Consider the following 20865-nt stretch of genomic DNA (forward strand, 5'->3'; position numbering starts at 1 on the left):
CATAATTTAGCCATCTTTTTTTATAGAAAAATAATTAGGTGAAAAAATGACCCAAAATTTACATCATATTGTAATTGTTGGTGGTGGTGCTGGCGGCTTAGAACTGGCAACACAACTCGGTGAAACTTTTGGGAAAAACCGTAAAGCAAAGATTACATTGGTTGACCAAAACCTTACGCATATTTGGAAACCATTGCTTCACGAAATTGCTGCTGGCTCTTTAAATCCCCACGAAGAACAAACCAACTATTTTGCACACTCAGAAAAACATCATTACGAGTTTGTGCTCGGAACATTAGTTGGTGTAAACAAAGACAAAAAATTAATTGAACTAATGCCCCCTCAGGTGTCTAAAGACCAACAAAATCATCCGCAAGAGCTAAGTTATGACACACTTATTTTAGCGCTTGGCTCAGTATCAAATGACTTTAATACAACCGGTGTGCGTGAAAATTGCCATTTCCTTGATAGTAGAAAACAAGCCGATATTTTTCAGCAAGATTTATTACATCTTTATATTGAAGCTCAAAATCAACCCAATCAACGGACTCTAAATATTGGAATTGTTGGTGCGGGAGCAACAGGTGTAGAGCTGGCAGCTGAATTAATTGAAACAACTAAAAATTTTTATAAATATGGTCTAAAGAAAATTCATCCCAACCAAGTCAAAATCACACTGATTGAAGCTTCTGAACGTATTTTACCTGCTCTAAGTGATAAAACTGCTGAACATAGTGCTGGGCAACTCAAAAAAATGGGGGTTGAAATTTTAACTCAACACCGCGTTGAAAAAATTGATAAGCATTGTATCTACTTTAGCAATGGCAACCAACTCAAAAGTGATATTACCGTTTGGGCCGCTGGCGTAAAAGCACCAAAGGTATTAGAAAGTTTTACCGATTTTAAACGCGATAATATTAACCGTCTGATGGTCTATGCAACGTTGCAAACCTATTCTGATCCAAATGTATTTGCGTTTGGTGACTGTGCTCATTGCCAACTTGATGCAAGACAACCTCCACTTGGCCCCCGGGCACAAGTTGCAAGCCAACAGGCCAGCTTCTTAGTCGACGCTATGGCTGCTCGACTAAATGGCCGATCACAGCCAATGTTTACATTTAACGACAAAGGTTCTCTCGTGTCTTTAAGTCGTCATAAAGCCGTTGGAGAATTACTTGGTGATGTCAGTGTGCAAGGCTATATTGCAAAAACAATGTATGTCTCTTTATATCGTTTACATCAAGCAACGATTCACGGATATACTCAGGCTGGACTACTCACAATGAAAGATTTACTTACAAGACGTGTACGTCCAAAAATTAAGCTGTATTAAGTTGAATTTTTTAAGTTCGTCCCTATTTATATAAAAACGCATCAGAAAAAGTGCCAAAGATTAAGATTTTGTAGTCTACAAAATTTATTTTTCACTTTATGATGTACGCTTCAATTGATTGAATGGATCAAAAACATGACTGCTATTGCAAATAACCACGTGGTTTCATTCCACTACAAATTAACAAACGCTGAGGGTGAAACACTTGATCAATCTCAAGGTGAACCACTTGCCTATTTGCACGGTGCAGGCAATATCATTCCTGGTTTAGAAAATGCATTAACAGGTAAAACTGTTGGTGAAAAATTCACTGTTAACGTTCCAGCTGCTGAAGGTTATGGCGAATACAACCCAGACCTAGTACAAGAAGTTCCAGCTCAAATGTTCCAAGGTGTTGAGAACATCCAACCTGGTATGCAATTCCAAGCTCAAACAGATGACGGCGTTCAGATCGTTACTGTTAAAGCGGTTGAAGGCGACAACGTTGTTGTTGATGCTAACTTCCCACTTGCTGGTCAAGATTTAACTTTTGAAGTTGAAATCGTAGAAATCCGTGATGCTTCTCAAGAAGAATTAGATCACGGTCACGTACACGGTGCTGGTGGTCATCACCACTAATCCATCTTTAAAGATGATAAGAGCAAAGCTTCGGCTTTGCTTTTTTTATGTATTTATTTTTATATAATATTTTGATAATAATCCTTTAACTCACTTCACTCTATAAGGGCCAATTTTGATGTCAAACGTAAATCAGCTAATTTGGTTTCGTCAAGATTTGAGAGTTCGAGACCATGCTGCTTTATGGCATGCTTCTCAACAAGGGCCTTGTATTGGGTTAATTATTTTATCGCCTGCACAATGGAAAATGCATCACGATGCACCTATAAAAATTAATTTCTATCTACGTCAACTTCAACAACTCAAAAAAGAACTAGAACAACTTAATATTCCCCTTATTATCCAAGTCATTCCTTATTGGAAAGATATCGCTGATTATATTGGTGAACTTAGCACTCAACTTAATATTGAAAACGTCTATTCAAATATAGAGACTGGCGTTAATGAATTAAAAAGAGATAAAACTGTACAAGATTTTTTAAATCAACAAGGCAAAGAACTTTTTTTATTTCATGACCGTACGATTTTTCCTTTACGCTCTATTCGCAACCAGTCACAGCAGCCCTATCAGGTTTTCGGTGCATTCAAAAAAGCATGTTATTCAAAATTGGATATCAGTGGGTTACCTCAATGTTATCCGATTCCTGAAAAGCAAAGTGGCTATCCAACGTCTTTTTCACAAATAAACAGCTTAACTCTTAAAGATATTGAAGCTTTTTTTGACCCTTCTGTTTCTAAAGAGCAACAAGATTTATGGCCAGCTGGAGAAAATTTTGCTCTAGAGCAGCTCGACATATTTATTAAAGATCATTTATCTGATTATAAATTAGAACGTGACTTTCCCAATGTAAGAGGAACTAGCCAACTTTCTCCCTATTTAAACATTGGAATTTTGTCTATCCGCCAGTGCCTGCAAGCTCTTTTTAGAGCTGAACATGGCAACTTTCATTTGACAAATGAAGGCCAGCAGACTTGGTTAGATGAACTGCTTTGGCGAGAATTTTATCAGCATATTTTATTTGATTTCCCCCATGTTTCTAAACATATTCCATTTAAAAAAAACACTCAGAAAATTAAGTGGAGTCACAATCCAGAGCACCTAACCGCATGGCAAACGGGCCAGACAGGTATACCAATTATTGATGCTGGAATGCGTCAACTTTTAAAAACTGGCTGGATGCATAATCGTGTACGCATGATTACAGCCATGTTTTTATGTAAAAACTTGCTCATCGATTGGCGAGTAGGTGAACAATGGTTTATGGAGCATTTAATCGATGGTGATTTAGCAGCAAATAATGGGGGTTGGCAATGGTGTGCTTCTACTGGAACTGATGCTGTACCTTACTTTAGAATTTTTAATCCTATTGCTCAATCAAAGAAATTTGATCCAAATGGAGATTATATTCGTCAATGGGTTCAAGAATTAGCTCATCTAGACAATAAAGCCATTCATGAGCCCTACTCGACTAAAACGAATATTCAGTTAAATTATCCAAAACCAATAGTTGATTTAAAGGAAACCCGCCTTAAAGCAATTGAAACTTTCAAGAGTATTTAGATAAGAGTTACGTCTTATCTGTTTATTTTTAATTAAAAAATAAGAACAGTATTTGACTATATTGAGACTTTGTTCTACAAATAAACATAATAGATACTCAAAAAGGCCATAAACAACAATAACTTCGCAATGTCTCACGTTTAGTAATAAAAGTATAAAAAAATTAACATTACAAAAAGGTAGCCATAGCTCGCATGCAACAGCAACAAAAGAACCCTGGAAGAACACTCGTCTTATGGATTATCGCAGCTCATCTATTTATGGGCATAGTGGCGTATGAGTGGTTGCCTGTAAGTTTTAGAGGAAGCTGGATCTTCATTCTTATTCTTTTAATTTCTGGAGCTTTTTTACAAGTTGGTGCATCTTTAATTGTGGGTCTAATCGCTTTCGTAGGAGTTGCTGTATATTTCTTGCTTGATTTAAGTGCACAAACACATATTGAAAGGCAGCTTCTTTTACTTTTTATTATCCCTCTCATTCCTCTTTTTCTTAGCGCTATACGCCATAATATTGAAATTAATGTCCAAAAGTACCGTGACATTCAAAGTTATGACCGTAATTACCGTCGTGATATTTTCCCGCTGAGTGCACTCAAGTACTTTCAACGTAGTTTCTTTAAACTTCTTGATCATCATCAAATACAAGATTATGAAGTCTTTGAAATCAAAATTCTCAACCGAAGCTTAATTAAAGAAATGTTAGGCGATGATGTATGGAAAACCACACAAAATGAGATGATTAAAATTTTGAGCCAGCATCAGCCGCAAGAAATTATTTTCCAATTTGCGGATGACGATCTTGAAAAAATATACAGTATTGTAATTCGCAACCAAAAAACGGATGAAGAACCTGATTTCATTAAAAAATTAAGAGAAATTATGACACTACGCCTTGAGGTGGAATATAAAGTTATTCCTATTCCACCTGAGGAGATGAACTAATGTCCAATCTTCTTAATATTTGTGGAATTATTATTGCTTCTAGCCAATATCCAGACGCGACTTTACAACAGTTCTACCGTCAATATTATCATTGTGAAATTAAAGCAGAACAAAATAAAAAAGAAGTTCAGCGTACAGATGATCTTTCTATGTTTTTTCCATATCAGGATACATGGTGGCCTGTTTTTACAATTGACCAAATCAGTTCAGATAGTTTTCAACAGCTGATTCATAAAGGGATCAAACCTGGCATTATATTACCGGATGAAGTATTCGGATTCCCTCATTATTTCTTGCTTAAAGAAGCAGTAAGCCAAGGTGCGATTCCGATTGCACTTTATAAATCAGAACAACCTCAATATTTTGCGGCCAAAGCCACATTTTCCACTGCCATTGGTTTACGGCCCATGGCTGCTTTTGTTTCAACAGGTTGGGATGAAAATTTAATTTCACAACCTACTGGTAGCTATATTATTCAATTTAATCCTTCACAGCTTCCTTTACCTTCACGAGAAATCTTACAAGGTCAACATTTATTCTATTCAGCTAAAAGTTTTAATGGTCATATTTCGGGTTATGAAATTATTGTTAATCCTCCTGCTGATTTACCAACAACAAATATTCGATACCCTCAACTCGGCATTTCTTGGAAGTTTAATCATATCAACTACGTAAGTACGCCTAAAAAAGTGGAGACGAGTCTTATTGGCTATATTTTCATTGGGTTAAGCACGGTTGTAGTTCCACTTGATCTAATTCTCACAAGTAATTATCCAAATCTTCTCGGTACATTTGGTAGCTATGTTTCTTGGTTTTCATTGGTAGTCGGACTAATTTTATTGTTGTTACTCATCTCGTCTATTATCAGGAGGGTAAGAACAAATGGCTCCAATTGATATTCTTTTCTTATTCGGCTTTTTAGGGATTTGGATTCCACAAGCATTTTGGGCGTGGTTAAGTTATCAAGCTTGGAAATATTCAAAAACAGCTGAAAAAGAGCTACAAAACCTTCCTATACCAGAGAGATGGCCCGTTCTGAGTGTCTTGATCCCTGCTTACAATGAAGGCGTTGTGATTGAAGATACTTTGCATGCAATTGCTCAACAGGACTATCCAGCCGAAGCATATGAAGTTCTACTGATTAATGATGGGTCAAAGGATAACACCTTAGAAATTGCCGAAAATTTGGCACAAATTTATCCTTGCATAAAGATTGTCAATGTTCCTAAAGGAATGGGTGGTAAAGGTAAATCTAGAACGCTTAATAATGGCCTCCCCCATGCCAGAGGCGAATTGATTGTTGTCTATGATGCGGACAGTACGCCAGAACCCGATTGTGTCCGCTTGCTAGCTCAAACCCTGCTTGCCGATAAAAAATTAGTGGCCGTTAATGGAAAAGTAAGAACACGCAACTGGCAAGACAGTATTTTGACCCGATTTATCGCCATCGAATTCATCTTTTTCCAATGGATTTTCCAAGGCGGACGTTGGCAACGTTTTGAATTATCAACATTAATGGGCACAAACTATGTCATTTGGCGTGATGCTTTAGAAACCTTAGGTGGTTTTGATGAAAAATCATTAGTCGATGACACTGAAATGAGTTTTAGGATTTTTATCGGCCAAAAACGAATTAAATGGGTGCCTTATGCAATTGGTTGGCAGCAAGACCCACCCTCTTTAAATGTATTTGTTAAACAGCGTTCACGTTGGACTCAAGGTAATTTTTATGTAACTCGTAAATATTTACCCGTAGCGTTAAGAACGCCTTTTCCTATCGGCATTGAAATTCTAAATAATATTATGTGCTACATACTTTTTGTGCCTGCTTTATTCTGGAGTCATATCACCTTAACCCTAGGGTTGCTTGATATTGCAGGTATTTCAGTTCCAGGGCCATTTACTACTTTGTGGGGGCTTTCATTTTGCCTATATGTCGCACAAATGTGGTTTACCCTTTCACTCGAAAAAGTTAAACCAGAACTCTACTTTTACTCTGTTATATCTTATGTAAGTTACTCACAAATCTTTCTTTTTATTGTATTTAAAGCCGCATATGACATGCTTAAAAATAAAATTCAGGGTAATTCCCTTCAATGGTATAAAACGGAACGTAGCAAGGAGAAAAAATAAATGAAAAAGACTTTTGATCTTTATAAAACAGCTCAAGTGCTCCTTGCCAGCACCAGTCTTATGCTCGCCATGTCTGCTCACGCATACACATGGAAACTCGACGATATTAGTACCTCAACTAAATATACGGTCGAGCCACATTTTTTCTATATTGGAAAAGGTGCCCAGTGGCAAAACATTCAATTTTCAAGTGATTACTCCACAGAAAGTGATACAACTTTACTCGTAAAATATGATGATAAACTGATTTATAACACTACGTTGAGCGGTGATGGTCAATTCAAATTTGATATCCCCGCAAGTCAGAGTGGCTTTCATCGTTTGGATTTTATTATTCAACAATATGCGAAACCGTCTACGCTTAATCAAACCAGAGAAACATTCTGTACAGAAGATATTGATCACCTAACTTATTTAAGCAATTCCCAACTCGACTTTACGCCTATTCGTAATGAATACCGTTTAAAAGACTTACCAGATGCTTTATTTAACCCACAAGCGAGACGTCCAACTCCCTTTGTTGGGATTTTAAAATATAATCGTAAAGAGATTACAGAAGCCTCCATGCTCGCTAGATTGGCAAGCTCATGGACCTCAATAACCCCTATTGAATGGGTCGATTCAGGACAGACAAATTTAAATCCAGAAACAAACTTTATTATTGAAGTTATTCGCTCACCAGCACCACTAAAAGGCGGAGCATTAGTACAAATCACGAAACCTGTAGATGGTGTGCCTACACTATCCATTACTTACCACACGCAACAAGACTTAACGAGTGCAATAAATGGATTAATTAATCCTTCTTATGTACAACAATTAAGTATAGGAAGTGCAATTTTCCCAAATACGATATCCCATCCAACTTGGGCTCAATTTAAAAAAATCGATACACTCGCTGATTTAGGCATTGAAGATTTCAGATTAAATCATGCGGAAAAAAACTTGTTTCTTGACTTCCCTGCGGTATGGCAACCAACCGATATTTTGCAAGGACAAATTGCTCTTCGGATTCAAAGTGGTTTATTACAAGGTTCCAATATTACGGCTTGGATTGATGGTGGACTTGCAGGAAGTATGAAAACGGCGGATCTGGCTTCCGACCCAGTAAACCGTCAATTCAATATTTTTGCAAAAGCCATTTCTAATACAACAAATTTTAGTCTAAAACTAGAAAACTCGGTCATTGCTAATTCTCAATGTTTACCTAATGCGCACGGTTCACTCTGGATTGATACTGCCAAATCCACTGTAAAACTTCCTCATAAGCTCAAAAATGGTGTAGCGGCAATTTCAATGACTTTAGCAACGACTCCGACTATTGCAATTGATGATCAATCGGGTGCGTTAAATATCGCGATTGTGTTAGGTCAAACCGCAAAAAAAATGCTTTTAACACAGGCACCAATGCCTCTCAATCTAGTCCGTTATTCACCGAATGCACCACAATCCATAAATGTCCGTGTGAATAAAGATATTTATCAACAACAGGTATTAATGCATCAGGATATTATTTATGCACCTGCTGCGCAGAATGGCTTCATTGTTAGTTATAACAATAATCGCTTTGATGTGATTACCGATTCCGAAGGTGGTGCACAAACATTTATGCACCTTTGGGAAAAGATCCAACATAAAATTCCAAATAACGTGACCAAAATGTTAGTTTCGGAAAATGGAAATATCTATGTTTTACAAAAACTCATCGTCGGTAATCAAAAGGCTCCTTTAGTCCAACAGTCTTCTTTCTTCTTATTAGTTGTGATTATCTCTGCAATTATGATAATAATTATCTTCTTGTGGTACTGGTTAAGACGAAATAATGAGAAAACAGATACCAATTAAAATAGCTGCATTTATTATTTTAATTATATGTAGTGTCATCGCATATGCGGGGCTTTTCAAACATCAAGGTCAAGCCCCTCATATTGAAGGCATTTTTTGGCAGCCCGACAATGATACAACTCCACCAGAGGGAAATTGGCACTATTTAGGGGTCGATACCTTTGTTCCCCAATGGTCTGTGGTTGAATCTAAATCATGGTGGAAAGAATCAAATTTTCCACAATGGGAAAAAGCTATTAATTTAGAAAAAATTAAACAAGAACCTTGGGCAAAAAACGTCATATTGGGCTTAGCAGGTGAATATAATGAACCTAAAGCTCGAGCTAATGTCATTGAATTAGGTGAAAAATCTACCCAAATTATAAAAGAACAAAAAATAGCACCTAAAGGTTATTATTTTCCAGTTGAAGCGGATCCAACGTGGTTAAGAGTAAGTGCTTTAGGCCATGTATTATCTAAACTTCCCTCACCAGTCTGGGTAAGTATTTATAGTGGCGAAAGCGAACCTGAACATTATGATTTGTGGGTTAAAAGCTGGCTACCTGACCATACTGGAGTTTTTTTTCAAGATGGTGTTGGTGTAGGCGTTCGATCGCCTAAACAGGCCAAACATATTTTAGATCAGCTTGAACATAAACTTGGAAAAGACAAAGTAATTATAGTATTAGAAGCTTTTAGGGTAAAAAAGAATGGGCAATTTAGAGCCGCGTATCCTTGGGAAATTATTTCTCAGCTAAAAGCGTATGAAGGCAAAACTGTTTATATTTTTGATGGTCCTCATTACATGAGCCGCTGGTGCGTTAATATTGTGAGCTTATGGTATCGCCTCACTTATGGTGGTGTTAATAAATCCATAAGTGAGAAGAACTCTTAACTCATCATTATGCCAATTCATAAGATTTAGCAATTTGATCGAGAATACGTTGAGCAGCTTGCCCATCGCCGAATGGGTTTTCTACATGCGCCATTTTTTCATAGTGCTGTTGGTCAGTAAGTAGCTTTTCAGCTTCTTCAATAATTTTTTGTTGGTTTGTACCCACTAAAACACCTGCCCCAACTTCAACAACTTCAGGTCGCTCTGTAGTATCCCGTAAGATTAAAACCGGCTTATTAAATGATGGACTCTCTTCTTGTAAGCCACCTGAGTCCGTTAAAATAAAAGTAGATCGGTCTATGACTGCCAATAGACTTGGGTAGTCTAATGGTTTAACAAGATGGATTTGGGAATGGTCTTTAAACTTATCATGGACTACATCATGTACTGCTGGATTTAAATGGACTGGCCAAATAAAATGTAAATCAGGATGTGCTTGGGCTAAATGCTCAACCGCATTGCAAATATTTTGAATTCCACCGCCAAAATTTTCACGACGATGAGCAGTAATAAGTACAACTTTGTCATCCTGCTTTAATTGAATTCCATAAGGTTCGAGCTGATTCTTCAAATCAGATTTTTCGGAAATTAACTTACGTCCTAAATACACCGCATCAACGACTGTATTGCCTGTAACAGTAATAAGTTCTGGCGGAATTTGTTCATTAAGTAGATTTCTTTTTGATTGTTCAGTCGGAGCAAAATGCCATTTGGTAATACGTGAAACTAACTGACGATTTCCCTCTTCAGGAAAGGGATGATCCAAATCATAAGAACGTAAACCAGCTTCAACATGCGCAACAGGAACTTTCATTGAAAACGCGACTAAGCCAGCGGCTAAAACAGTTGTTGTATCCCCCTGAATGACAATTGCATCTCTTTTTTGTCCATCGGTGTATACTTTCTCGATTTGACTCAAACCATGAATTAATAACTGATTTAAACTTTGTCCTGCATTCATAATTTTAAGACGGTGGTCAATTTCAACCCCAAAGAAATCTATCGCATCTCTGACCAATTCATCATGTTGTCCAGTAAAAATTACCTCAACTTGAAAGCGAGGATCTTGTTTTGCCAATAAAATAACAGGAGCAAGTTTGATTAATTCAGGACGGGTTCCAAATACAATCGATATAAAAACTTTCTTCATTTTAGAAATCCTTATAAAAAACGAGTTCTACTCGAGTATTGTTGTAATGATCTTTCGTATTTACTGGCACATCTTTAAAGTAATTGCCATATAGTCGTTCAACACGTAATTTTATAGGTTGATAGTTAAAAGGCTGCCATGAAATGCCAGGGCCATATTCAAATAAATTATTGTAATATTCATCTTTACTGTCAGCTAAGCCGTGCAATTTCATATAAGCCTGTACAGTTCCGTTATCGCCTTTATAGACATTCAGACCCGTGCGTAATCTCAAATCACCAATAACGTTATAATCTTCTCTAGAATAAGTCGCTGCGTTGCCATATAAATCAGTGAAGTAATCATTAAAGCAAAGTGACTGATTACAACTATTTTGAGAATACCACTCTTGATAACCTGCTACCCCACCCACAACACTTTCACGAAACTTATCTCTATTTCGATCAATTAGATCATAGCTTCCACCTACTTCTAAATACATGCGTACAGGTATAGAAGTCCAAGGTTGATAATTAGCGCCTACACCTAGAGTTACTGCATTTTCATCAATAATTTCAGGACGTACTCCGCCCTGAGATTGAGTATCGCGGTTTAGGTTTAAAAAGCCATACACCTGCGCTCGACCATTATCGAGGTTCTTACCATAGCGAGCTTTAAGTGGGAAAATTACATCGTCATAACGTGATTCATATGAAGGCGCAAAATACACATCACGGAAATAAGTTTTGACCTCTCCTCCGCTCAGATTTTTTACAGCCTGCGTCGCTTTAGTTGCAATATCAGCATCTTTAGACTGGGTAAGTTCCTTAAAAACCATCAAAGCCTCTTTATTATTTTTTTGAGAATTCAATAGGTAGGCTTCTTGGAGTTTTAAATTATCATCTGCTGGATCTAAGGCCTCTGCTTTTCTTAGACTTTGTAAAGCAGCATCTTGTTTCCCTAACCTAATCTGTAAATAAGTTAAACTTTTCCATACTTTAATATCTTGTGGCGTCATCTCTCCAAGTTCTAATAATAACTTCTCGGCATTTTCAGGTTGAGTCTTTTCAATTTTATAAAATTGATCCCATTTATCATAAATTGGATTACCTGGTTTATATTCTTGATTAACAATCTCTTGCGCAAAACTAGTCCCAACACTTAAGAGGCCTAAAGCTGGACAGATCGAACCAACAACGATAAAGGAACGGGTTATAGATTTTATTGTTTTGCTATTCATTGGGACCTCTAGAGTAAAATAGATAGAATGCTTGCGTAGAAATAAAATTAAAATTTAATCAATAGGTATTATAATTAAACTCATAAATGACACTGTTTATATAAGTAGATGAGTTCTTTAAATTGTTCATTTTATCTCCTTTAATATTATATTTTAAAAACTTCTTATCTGTTTGTTTTTCCTATAATGACACATTTTTTAATCGTATTATTGTAAATAATCTTATAGGATAAGATAAAAATTTATAACTAAAAAAGGTAAAGTCATGTCCTTTTCCCAACACTCAGAACATCACTTTATTCACCGCTCAGGTTGGTTAAGGGCTGCCGTTTTAGGGGCTAATGATGGAATTATTTCTGTTACGAGTCTAATTATAGGAATGGCTGCAAGTGGAGCCACTGCTCATACGCTTCTTATTACCTGTATTGCGGGTTTAATTTCTGGTGCAACCTCTATGGCTGCCGGAGAATATATTTCTGTAAAATCCCAAGAAGATATTGAAAAAGCGGATTTAAAGTTCGAAGCACAAGAACTTAAAAAGCATCCACAACGTGAACTGGATGAACTCACTCAAATTTATGTAGCCAGAGGTTTAGAGCCTGATTTAGCTCGACAAGTTGCTACACAACTTACAAATCATGATGCCTTAGGTGCTCACGCACGCGATGAAATTGGCATTCATGAAAATACCGCAGCAAATCCTATCCAAGCCGCATTAGCTTCAGCTGGCTCATTTTCATTTGGGGCATTGTTTCCCATGCTGGCTATTTTGCTCAGCCCAGAAGTTTGGATTGAAAAAACAGTTTTAATATTTGGCATTATTTCATTAGCTTTTTTAGGGGCGCTATCAAGTCATTTCGCAGGTACGTCTAAGCTTAAAGGAAGTTTACGGATTACCTTGTGGGGAATTTTAGCGATGGCTTTTTCAAGCTGGATCGGATCTTTATTTCATGTTACTCCACTTTAAAAAATCAGAACTTTTAAATAATTAAGAAATAAATATTTAAAAACTAAATACCCAATATTATTTGCGCTTGGTTCGGTTTTCACGCTATGGTGAAGATAAAGAAATGAGGTGAATAAAATGGACCTATTACAACAACTTGAAATTAAACATCCAATTTTTCTTGCCCCTATGGCAGGTGTATCTACACCTGAACTTGCAGCAGAAGTTTCTAATCAGGGTGGTCTGGGGTCCTTAGGTCTAGGTGCAAATACAGCGCAAAGTGCTCGAGAACAGATTTTAAAAACCCAGACACTTACTGAAAAATCATTTCAAGTTAATTTTTTCTGCCATCAGCCTGAACAACTTAATCCTCAAACTTCAGCACAGTGGATTGAATATTTACGTCCACAATTTGAAAAGTTCGGAAAACAGCCTCCTCAAAACTTAAACTGTATTTATCCAAGTTTTCTTGATAACGATGATTTTTTAAATGTCGTATTAGAAACTAAACCTAAAGCTGTGAGTTTTCATTTTGGTATTCCCCATCCCCATCAAATTCAGGCGTTAAAAAATGCTGGAATTATCACTATGATATCTGCTACCAATTTAGTTGAAGCACAAGCCATTGAAGCGGCTGGTATAGATATTATTATTGCTCAAGGGATTGAAGCAGGCGGACACCGTGGAATCTTTAATAAAACCTTTGATGCAGCAATTAAAACGAGTGATTTAGTACATCTGATTGTCCAACATTGCAAACGACCTGTGGTAGCTGCTGGCGGTATTATGAATGGAGCACAAGCACGACATATGTTGAGCCTAGGAGCTACTGCTGTTCAACTCGGAACTGCCTTCGTTCAATGCCCATCTTCAAATGCATCTGTAGAATACCGTAAAGCTTTATTTAATGAGTCTGTGACACAAATCAGTGCCAGTCTTTCTGGACGTCCGGCCCGCGGCCTGCTCAACCATTGGCACACACAAATTGATTTACCTAGTCGCCCTTCTCAACCCGAATATCCATATACCTATGATTTGGCTAAGCAACTCAATGCAATTGCAAGCAAAAATAAAGACTATGGTTTTGGCGCTTTTTGGGCGGGTAGTAATGTCTCGCAAATACGAGAGCTAGATGCTGCTGATCTGGTTAATCAGTTAGTTGTAGAAATGCTAGAAGATGAGTAAATCTTAAAAAGCCAGTAATCATATACTGGCTTTTTATTTAATGAGTTTCTAGTAAGTTAACCTGCTCAACTTGCACATCACTCATCAAATTACCTTCAGCCAATAACTGATTAAAATAGTTTTCGACCACTAATGCTTGTTCAGCAGTGCTTTCAACTTTATACATATTTTGGCGAAATTCGTTACTTGAGCGTAAACCTTTTGTGTACCAAGCAATGTGTTTGCGGGCAATACGGCATCCAGAGTATTCGCCATAAAATTGATATAACTCAGTCAAATGACCTAAAAGTACATCTTTGACTTCTTCAATATTAGGTGCAGCTAAGTGCTCTCCAGTTTTTAAATAATGAGCAATTTCACGGAAAATCCAGGGGCGACCTTGAGCAGCACGACCAATCATGATTGCATCGGCTCCTGTATAGTCGAGCACATATTTTGCCTTTTCAGGACTATCAATATCACCGTTCGCAATAAGTGGAATATTAATTAATTCTTTAACATGTTTGATCAAATCATAACGTGCTGTATTTAAATACATGTCTTCGCGAGTACGCCCATGTAAAGCTAGCGCGGCAATCCCCGCTTCTTCTGCCCTTTTTGCGACTCTTAAAATATTTTCCTGGCCATTTAAAAAGCCCAAACGGGTTTTCAAAGTCACGGGAACATCAACAGCAGCGACCACTGCATCAAGTATTCGCACCACTAAGTCCTCATCTTGCAATAACGCTGAACCTGCGAGTTTATTACATACTTTCTTGGCAGGACATCCCATATTGATATCAACAATTTGTGCGCCATTTGCAACTTGATAGCGTGCAGCCTCTGCTAATTGCTCAGGATCAGAACCTGCAATTTGAGCAGAGATTGGAGCGAGCTCGCCATCAAAGTTCGCACGGTAAAGGCTCTTTTTGCTCATCCGCAAAGTTTTATCAGCAGTCATCATTTCACTGACTGCATGGCCTGCGCCAAAATACTTGCAGAGTGTTCTAAATGGACGGTCAGTAACTCCCGCCATAGGAGCAACAATTAAATTATTTGACAGTTGATAGGGACCAATATACATATATATTCATACAATTGATGATCAACATAGTATACTTCATCCGCTTAATCGGCTCATCTTTTTATGCAGGTGCTTTCCTCGCCATGAACAAACCGTTGTCTTCCCGTTTTTTATTAAAATCATTCGGTATGGTCGCCGTATGCATGAGTTTAGCTGCTTGTGGTGATAAAGCTTGGTGGTCAAACAATGATGAGCCTGAACTAGAAAGCCAACAGATTAAACGTCTAATTCCATCGCGTGTGCATGACCGTGAGTCATGGGCTAAAGATATTGACGATATTATGAAAGACTTGGATATTCCTAAAACCAAGAAAAATGTCTGTAGTATTGTGGCTGTAGTTGATCAAGAATCTAACTTTGTTGCCAACCCTCAAGTGCCGGGATTAGGTCAAAAGGCGGTTGAAGAAGTTAGTACACGTTTAAATGAAAAATTTGAAGATAAGCTTGGCAAAACCGTTGGTGGAACAATTGCCGGTTATTTTGAAGAAGTACTAAGAACTCAACCTTCTCCTGATAACAACTATATGAGTCAAATGCGTAAGGTTAAAACCGAGAAAGAACTCGACTTACTTTACCGAGAAATTTTCGATTTCATGGCTAAACATTATCATGTAAGTGCCTTAACTGGTGCAGCCAAATTGGTTGGTCAAGATATTGGCGAGAAAATGAACCCTATTACGACTTTGGGTTCAATGCAAGTTCATATCAACTATGCGAAAGCTAATAAGCGTTCAAGTATGAGTACTGCTGCGCTTCGCGATGATCTATATACCGAATATGGTGGTCTATATTACGGCATACATCGTTTAATGGTTTATCAAGCAGACTATGATAAAGCCATTTATCGATTTGCAGACTATAACTCCGGTATGTACTCTAGCCGTAATGCAGCTTTTCAAAAAATGCTACGAGAACTTACCGATAAAGATATAAGTCTTGATGGTGACCTACTTCTTTACACAAAAGATGGCGATCCGCGTGCAGCTCAAAGCCAGTCTGAAAAAGAACTGATTACAGTATTTGCAAAAAATAATATCTTAGTTACACCAAGACAGATACGTGATGATCTTAAATTAGAAAAAGAGAAAAAGTTTGAGAGTACTCAAACTTATATTGCACTGACTAAACTTTATAAATCAAAAACTGGTAAAGAGCCACTCTATGCAATAATGCCTCAAGTGGTGATTTCTGGGCCTAAATTAAGTCGTGATTATAATACCAATTGGTATGCAACCCGCGTAAACGGACGATATGAAACATGTATGCAACGAGCGAAACGAATAAGACTATAAAAAGTCTCGCCCTGTTCGATTTTGATGGAACCTTGTGTAGTAAAGATAGTTTTACAGGGTTCATCTTTTATGCTTTATCTAAGCGTCACATTGTTAAGCAAGGCTTGAAAATTCTGCCATGGATTCAAGCCTACTATCTTAACTTTTATCCGGCCCATGCTATGCGTGCCAAGTTATTCCGTAGCATGTTTAAAGATACCCCTGCAATTGAATTGCAAAGATTAGGTGAAGAATACGCACAAGAGTTAGTCTCTGCGCTTTCGCCAGAAATTTTTACTCAGTTACAACACCATCAATTGCGTGGTGATCAAGTTGTATTAGTTTCAGCTTCAATTGATGTCTATCTTGCTCCACTTTGTAAGTTATTAGATATCGAGTTGATTTGTACCGAAACTCAAATTAAAAACGGTAGGATGACGGGTTACTATTCCACTCCGGATTGTAGTAGTGAACAAAAGAAGTTAAGAATACATCAGCAATATATGCTACAGCATTACCATCAGATCTATGCGTATGGTAATAGCTCAGAAGACTTAGACATGCTGAGCCTTGCCACACATCCCTATATGGTTGGTGAAGATCGTGTTTTACCTCGTTTAACCCCAGAAAAAAAGCTCGCATAAAGCGAGCTTTTTTATTTAAGCCTAACTTAATAAATTGCCATATGATCACGGTGAATCATTTCAAGTGAACGAGCTTCACCAAGCACTTGATAAACCTTATCTGAGGCTAAGCCTTTAATAATTTCGGCTGATCGTGAGCTAAAGTTCACCCGACCTACCGCAATACGTTTACCTTGCTTATCCACACATTCAACCACATCACCACGATCAAAATGTCCTTCAACATTTTTAACTCCAACAGGGAGTAAACTGCGATGCTTCAATTTAATCGCCTCAACAGCACCATCATCAATCACAAGACGACCTGCGGTTTGTAAATGAGCAGCAAGCCACTGTTGATGAGCAGTCATGCGGTCTTTATCTGTAGTAAATAAAGTACCTAGCATCTCACCAGCCATCGCACGTGACAGGACATTATCACTTTCACCACTCGCGATGAGGGTTGGGCAACCCGATTTAGCAGCTAAACGTGCAGCACGAACTTTAGTGACCATTCCACCTCGCCCGAGCACACCACCACCACCGGCCATGTCGAATAAATCATCATCCATAGCACGAACGGTAGAGAGTAATTTAGCCTCAGGATTATGACGCGGATCTGAGTCAAACATACCTTGCTGATCCGTTAAAATGATCAGCAATTCTGCGTGAACCTGACCTGCCACCATTGCAGCTAAGGTATCGTTATCGCCAAAACGGATCTCATCGGTAGACACCGTGTCATTTTCATTAATGACCGGAATCACACGCCAATCAATCAAATTTTGCAAAGCATCACATGAGTTCAGATAACGACGGCGATCTGCCAAATCATCATGAGTCAATAAAACCTGAGCAGTACGAATACCATGGTTTTCAAGCACACTAGACCAAGTATGAATTAAACCCATCTGCCCAATTGCAGCACAGGCTTGTAGACTGGGTAGGTCGGTGGGTCGACTCGCAAGCTTCATACGAACCATACCTTCTGCTACAGCTCCTGAAGACACTAAAATAATCTCGTGTCCGGCATTGTGCAGATCTGCAATCTGTTTCGCCCAATGCGAAATAGCGTCCAGATCTAAACCTTGCCCATTAGCTGTAAGTAAAGATGATCCGATTTTAACAACGATTCGTTTACACTCACTGAGCTGACGTTGCCCATCGACCACTTCTATCATGTTTCCCTCGGTTTTCTAGTCACGAACGTAGATGACTTCTACATCATTGTCGTCTTCATCATCGTCAAAATCATCATCATCGTCCATCATGCTTTCGAGACGTTGCGCTCGACGCATTGCACGATATGCTTCTTTTGCCGCAATGGTTTGTTCACGTGTTTCAACTTCTAGTTGTTCACGGAAAGCTCTTACTTCTGCTGCGTATTCAGGATCTTCAACTTCGCGTTCACGTTGTTGTTCAATTTGATCCATCAGGTAATACACAACTTCTTTTGTACCTTCGCTTAATAAGCCCGATGTCTTAAAGACAGGTCCAGTCCACTCTAGTTCATCTAGAATGTGCTGACACCACTCTTCGCGGCTTTCTTCAGCAATCTGATCAAGTTTATTGAGTACTAAAACAACTGGTAATTTAGCCAAAGTTGGTGAGAACTTAGCCAACTCATTCATAATCGCTTTTGCATTATGCGCTGGATCTGAACCATCAATTGGTTGTACATCAATAATGTGTAAAAGAATACGAGTACGTGCCAAATGTTTAAGGAAGCGAATTCCTAAACCAGCACCTTCTGCTGCACCCTCGATTAACCCAGGAATATCGGCCATTACAAATGAACGATGACGGTCAGCATCGACTACACCCAAGTTTGGAACCATGGTTGTAAATGGATAATCTGCCACTTTTGGTTTTGCAGCGCTTACAGCACGAATGAAAGTAGATTTACCGGCATTTGGCATACCTAGCAAACCAACATCTGCCAATACTTTTAATTCAAGACGAATTTCGCGGAACTCACCTTTTGTACCAGTGGTACATTTACGCGGTGCTCGGTTAGTTGATGATTTAAAGTGAGTGTTACCTAAACCACCTTCACCACCACCAGCAACCAGAATTCTTTGGCCGTCTTCAACCAAATCGCCAATAATATCGCCTGAATCTGTATCAACAATTGTTGTACCAACGGGTACTTTTAAAACCACATCTTCACCACCACGTCCAGTACAGTTAGCACCTGCACCGTTTTTTCCACGCTCAGCACGGAATTTACGTGTGTAACGGTAATCGACTAGCGTACTTGTATCGTCATCAGCTTGAATATAAATACTTCCACCACGTCCGCCATCACCACCATCTGGGCCACCAAATGGTACAAATTTTTCACGGCGAAAACTGGCTACGCCATTGCCACCGTCGCCAGCCTCTACGGTAATGACTGCTTCATCAACAAAGCGCATCTGCCAATCCTCTAAAAACTCTAAAACCGCCTATTCTGCCATATTTTCATAAAATTCTCGAATAGAAAATGGAACAATTCCATTTATAACGATCTGTTTTATCTTTAATCCAGCAGATGCTTTTAGTTTTGCAAATAGGATCCTTATAAAAATTAAAATTTAGCCAATTTATTTAATTATCAAGGATGAACATTGCGCAGAGGTAAGGTCATTTGCATATCAAGATTTGCTTTTGTTTTTGGCACAGAATTATACATGATGGCATTAAATGAAGAGACATTCCCCATTTCCATAGGATCATTTACGTTTAGGCTTGGTTTAAACTGATGTTTCACCGATAAATTTACAGGTTCATCGAATTCAAAATAAACTGGACCATCAAAAACAATTTTAACGGGAACGGTATAACTACGTTTTAAATTAAAAGGCACATCTAATTTAATAGGGATATCTAATTTAAGGGGAAATTTTGGTAAAAATTTACTTTGATAAACCAAATCTGTGGTGGTTTCTAAAGGCATAACCTGATCAATTTTTAGAGTCGTTGAATAATCGACACTTACCGTAATAGGTGTTTCTACGGCAAAATTTAAATCTGCCAAATATTTCCCTTTTAGGGGTAAAGTTAATTGGCGATCTATATCTAATGTTGTATCAAGTTTACCAATAGACTGAACCTGCAAAGTATTACCAACTTGAATCTTTGTTTCTAAAGAGTCAGGTAAACTAATATCGGCATTATGAGCCGAAACAACTAAATTTGCTTGAATATTGAGATATACCCAAAACATAATAGCGGCAAGTATCATCATTAAAAAGAAACTGATTACCATACTCTTGAGTGAACGAAACATTGGCATCCACCCTATTGATCAGCTGTTTTCTGTGATGTTTCTGAACCTATTACTCGATTTAATCGCATAGTGGACAGAGGAATTTTTAACTCACCATTTGCAATCTTAACAGGTAAAGTATTTTTCACATCAACTGAAGCATTTAATGCTGTTTTGACAGGTACATTTAAATTCCCTTCAATTGGGATATTCGTGTCTAATCTAGCTTTTAGAGGAATATGTAGATTTTCTTTTAATACCGTGCGTACCGGCGCATCAAATTTTAAATGAACCTTTTGCTCAAGCGGAACCTTAATATCAATTGGCACATCAAGTTTTAATGGAATCGTTCCTTTCAATGGTAATGTAATATCACGTCCTAAAACTCGCACCTGAACCTTAGTATCAATGGGTAGATTTTGCTCAACTTTTAATGTTTCTTTGACTGGAATGGTTGTGCTAATGGGCACCATATTATCGAAGTAAACACGCGGAGTTAATGTTTGTGTTAAAGGAATATTCAGTTTCTCATCAATCGGAATACTGGCATTTACGCGCCCCTTTACATCCACATTTAAAGCATCTTGTACTTTAACCTTAACCTGTAGAGGTTCTTGCAAATCAATAGCAACCGCCTGATTTTTCAGTGGAATATAAATATTAAAGTGCTTAAATACCCATATTGCAATGAGTACACCACATAAATTGGCAATAATGATAAATATAAAAACGACCAACAAACGTTTAAACTGCGACAATTCCTATCCCTTACTATTTTCTTTTTTTCCTTAATTTGTATTCTCATTTATTTACAAAAAATAGTCAGCATATATTTTGTACGGTTGTAAAAAAA

At 37.8% G+C, this 20865-nt stretch carries 19 protein-coding genes; 12 read left to right on the forward strand and 7 right to left on the reverse strand.

What is annotated here, in order from left to right:
• The first annotated feature begins 46 nt into the window (after positions 1–46).
• The 8 genes from KTI79_RS03865 to KTI79_RS03900 all read left to right on the forward strand — a co-directional run bounded on the left by KTI79_RS03865 (position 47) and on the right by KTI79_RS03900 (position 9305).
• A complete protein-coding gene (locus KTI79_RS03865) occupies positions 47–1333 on the forward strand; it encodes an NAD(P)/FAD-dependent oxidoreductase (protein WP_086376144.1) in 1287 nt (428 codons plus the stop codon).
• Positions 1334–1468: 135 nt separating this feature from the next.
• Entirely contained in the window at positions 1469–1951 is a 483-nt protein-coding gene (locus tag KTI79_RS03870; protein WP_002118581.1) for a peptidylprolyl isomerase, read from the forward strand.
• A 118-nt stretch (positions 1952–2069) separates the two neighbouring features.
• Entirely contained in the window at positions 2070–3512 is a 1443-nt protein-coding gene (locus KTI79_RS03875; RefSeq protein WP_032053100.1) for a cryptochrome/photolyase family protein, read from the forward strand.
• 194 nt (positions 3513–3706) lie between these two features.
• Entirely contained in the window at positions 3707–4453 is a 747-nt protein-coding gene (locus KTI79_RS03880; protein ID WP_016140323.1) for a hypothetical protein, read from the forward strand.
• Positions 4453–5349 (forward strand): hypothetical protein, encoded by an 897-nt coding sequence (locus KTI79_RS03885; protein WP_032053098.1) that lies wholly within the window; start codon positions 4453–4455, stop codon positions 5347–5349. The genes KTI79_RS03880 and KTI79_RS03885 overlap by 1 nt, the downstream gene beginning before the upstream one ends.
• Positions 5336–6586: a glycosyltransferase family 2 protein gene (locus KTI79_RS03890; RefSeq protein ID WP_032053096.1), complete on the forward strand. Its 1251-nt coding sequence runs from the start codon at positions 5336–5338 to the stop codon at positions 6584–6586. Before KTI79_RS03885 ends, KTI79_RS03890 begins: the two co-directional genes overlap by 14 nt.
• On the forward strand, positions 6587–8431 hold the full coding sequence (locus KTI79_RS03895) for a hypothetical protein (protein ID WP_086376145.1): 1845 nt from the start codon (positions 6587–6589) through the stop codon (positions 8429–8431).
• Complete coding sequence (locus KTI79_RS03900; RefSeq protein WP_032053093.1) at positions 8409–9305, forward strand: hypothetical protein; 897 nt, start codon at positions 8409–8411, stop codon at positions 9303–9305. Before KTI79_RS03895 ends, KTI79_RS03900 begins: the two co-directional genes overlap by 23 nt.
• Before the next feature lie 7 nt (positions 9306–9312).
• Here KTI79_RS03900 and wecB read toward each other — a convergent pair whose 3' ends face one another.
• Together wecB and KTI79_RS03910 are read right to left on the reverse strand one after the other, a co-directional pair.
• Positions 9313–10455, reverse strand: coding sequence for a non-hydrolyzing UDP-N-acetylglucosamine 2-epimerase (wecB, locus tag KTI79_RS03905; protein WP_032053092.1), 1143 nt, complete (start codon positions 10453–10455; stop codon positions 9313–9315).
• 1 nt (position 10456) lies between these two features.
• The gene (locus KTI79_RS03910) at positions 10457–11674 is read right to left on the reverse strand and encodes a tetratricopeptide repeat protein (RefSeq protein WP_032053091.1); all 1218 of its coding nucleotides are present in this window, start codon (positions 11672–11674) and stop codon (positions 10457–10459) included.
• 265 nt (positions 11675–11939) lie between these two features.
• Between KTI79_RS03910 and KTI79_RS03915 the strand changes: the two genes are divergently transcribed.
• Positions 11940–12641, forward strand: coding sequence for a VIT family protein (locus KTI79_RS03915; protein ID WP_086376146.1), 702 nt, complete (start codon positions 11940–11942; stop codon positions 12639–12641).
• Positions 12642–12758: 117 nt separating this feature from the next.
• On the forward strand, positions 12759–13805 hold the full coding sequence (locus tag KTI79_RS03920; protein ID WP_032053088.1) for an NAD(P)H-dependent flavin oxidoreductase: 1047 nt from the start codon (positions 12759–12761) through the stop codon (positions 13803–13805).
• 37 nt (positions 13806–13842) lie between these two features.
• Here KTI79_RS03920 and dusB read toward each other — a convergent pair whose 3' ends face one another.
• Complete coding sequence (gene dusB, locus KTI79_RS03925) at positions 13843–14868, reverse strand: tRNA dihydrouridine synthase DusB (protein WP_086376147.1); 1026 nt, start codon at positions 14866–14868, stop codon at positions 13843–13845.
• 83 nt (positions 14869–14951) lie between these two features.
• Between dusB and KTI79_RS03930 the strand changes: the two genes are divergently transcribed.
• On the forward strand, positions 14952–16160 hold the full coding sequence (locus KTI79_RS03930; protein WP_050679101.1) for a DUF1615 domain-containing protein: 1209 nt from the start codon (positions 14952–14954) through the stop codon (positions 16158–16160).
• Positions 16127–16783, forward strand: a complete 657-nt coding sequence (locus KTI79_RS03935; protein ID WP_032053082.1) for an HAD-IB family hydrolase — start codon at positions 16127–16129, stop codon at positions 16781–16783. Before KTI79_RS03930 ends, KTI79_RS03935 begins: the two co-directional genes overlap by 34 nt.
• Positions 16784–16809: 26 nt before the next feature.
• Here the strand turns inward: KTI79_RS03935 and proB are convergent, their stop codons facing one another.
• From proB to KTI79_RS03955, 4 genes are all read right to left on the reverse strand, one after another.
• Complete coding sequence (gene proB / locus KTI79_RS03940) at positions 16810–17943, reverse strand: glutamate 5-kinase (RefSeq protein WP_016140311.1); 1134 nt, start codon at positions 17941–17943, stop codon at positions 16810–16812.
• A gap of 15 nt (positions 17944–17958) precedes the next feature.
• The gene (cgtA, locus tag KTI79_RS03945; protein WP_002118576.1) at positions 17959–19179 is read right to left on the reverse strand and encodes an Obg family GTPase CgtA; all 1221 of its coding nucleotides are present in this window, start codon (positions 19177–19179) and stop codon (positions 17959–17961) included.
• A 179-nt stretch (positions 19180–19358) separates the two neighbouring features.
• Entirely contained in the window at positions 19359–20033 is a 675-nt protein-coding gene (locus KTI79_RS03950; RefSeq protein ID WP_016140309.1) for a hypothetical protein, read from the reverse strand.
• 11 nt (positions 20034–20044) lie between these two features.
• Positions 20045–20770: a hypothetical protein gene (locus KTI79_RS03955; protein WP_032053079.1), complete on the reverse strand. Its 726-nt coding sequence runs from the start codon at positions 20768–20770 to the stop codon at positions 20045–20047.
• Positions 20771–20865: the final 95 nt, after the last annotated feature.

This window comes from Acinetobacter sp. WU_MDCI_Abxd143 (genome assembly GCF_025514195.1).
GTDB classification, from domain to species: domain Bacteria; phylum Pseudomonadota; class Gammaproteobacteria; order Pseudomonadales; family Moraxellaceae; genus Acinetobacter; species Acinetobacter pittii_H.

Coding starts and splice junctions, on each gene's coding strand:
- KTI79_RS03920 (WP_032053088.1), top strand. CDS start 12,759: ATGGACCTATTACAACAACTTGAAATTAAACATCCAATTTTTCTTGCC.
- KTI79_RS03910 (WP_032053091.1), bottom strand. CDS start 11,674: ATGAATAGCAAAACAATAAAATCTATAACCCGTTCCTTTATCGTTGTT.
- KTI79_RS03915 (WP_086376146.1), top strand. CDS start 11,940: ATGTCCTTTTCCCAACACTCAGAACATCACTTTATTCACCGCTCAGGT.
- KTI79_RS03895 (WP_086376145.1), top strand. CDS start 6,587: ATGAAAAAGACTTTTGATCTTTATAAAACAGCTCAAGTGCTCCTTGCC.
- proB (WP_016140311.1), bottom strand. CDS start 17,943: ATGATAGAAGTGGTCGATGGGCAACGTCAGCTCAGTGAGTGTAAACGA.
- KTI79_RS03950 (WP_016140309.1), bottom strand. CDS start 20,033: ATGTTTCGTTCACTCAAGAGTATGGTAATCAGTTTCTTTTTAATGATG.
- wecB (WP_032053092.1), bottom strand. CDS start 10,455: ATGAAGAAAGTTTTTATATCGATTGTATTTGGAACCCGTCCTGAATTA.
- KTI79_RS03890 (WP_032053096.1), top strand. CDS start 5,336: ATGGCTCCAATTGATATTCTTTTCTTATTCGGCTTTTTAGGGATTTGG.
- KTI79_RS03900 (WP_032053093.1), top strand. CDS start 8,409: ATGAGAAAACAGATACCAATTAAAATAGCTGCATTTATTATTTTAATT.
- KTI79_RS03870 (WP_002118581.1), top strand. CDS start 1,469: ATGACTGCTATTGCAAATAACCACGTGGTTTCATTCCACTACAAATTA.
- KTI79_RS03875 (WP_032053100.1), top strand. CDS start 2,070: ATGTCAAACGTAAATCAGCTAATTTGGTTTCGTCAAGATTTGAGAGTT.
- KTI79_RS03880 (WP_016140323.1), top strand. CDS start 3,707: ATGCAACAGCAACAAAAGAACCCTGGAAGAACACTCGTCTTATGGATT.
- KTI79_RS03865 (WP_086376144.1), top strand. CDS start 47: ATGACCCAAAATTTACATCATATTGTAATTGTTGGTGGTGGTGCTGGC.
- cgtA (WP_002118576.1), bottom strand. CDS start 19,179: ATGCGCTTTGTTGATGAAGCAGTCATTACCGTAGAGGCTGGCGACGGT.
- dusB (WP_086376147.1), bottom strand. CDS start 14,868: ATGTATATTGGTCCCTATCAACTGTCAAATAATTTAATTGTTGCTCCT.
- KTI79_RS03935 (WP_032053082.1), top strand. CDS start 16,127: ATGTATGCAACGAGCGAAACGAATAAGACTATAAAAAGTCTCGCCCTG.
- KTI79_RS03885 (WP_032053098.1), top strand. CDS start 4,453: ATGTCCAATCTTCTTAATATTTGTGGAATTATTATTGCTTCTAGCCAA.
- KTI79_RS03930 (WP_050679101.1), top strand. CDS start 14,952: ATGAACAAACCGTTGTCTTCCCGTTTTTTATTAAAATCATTCGGTATG.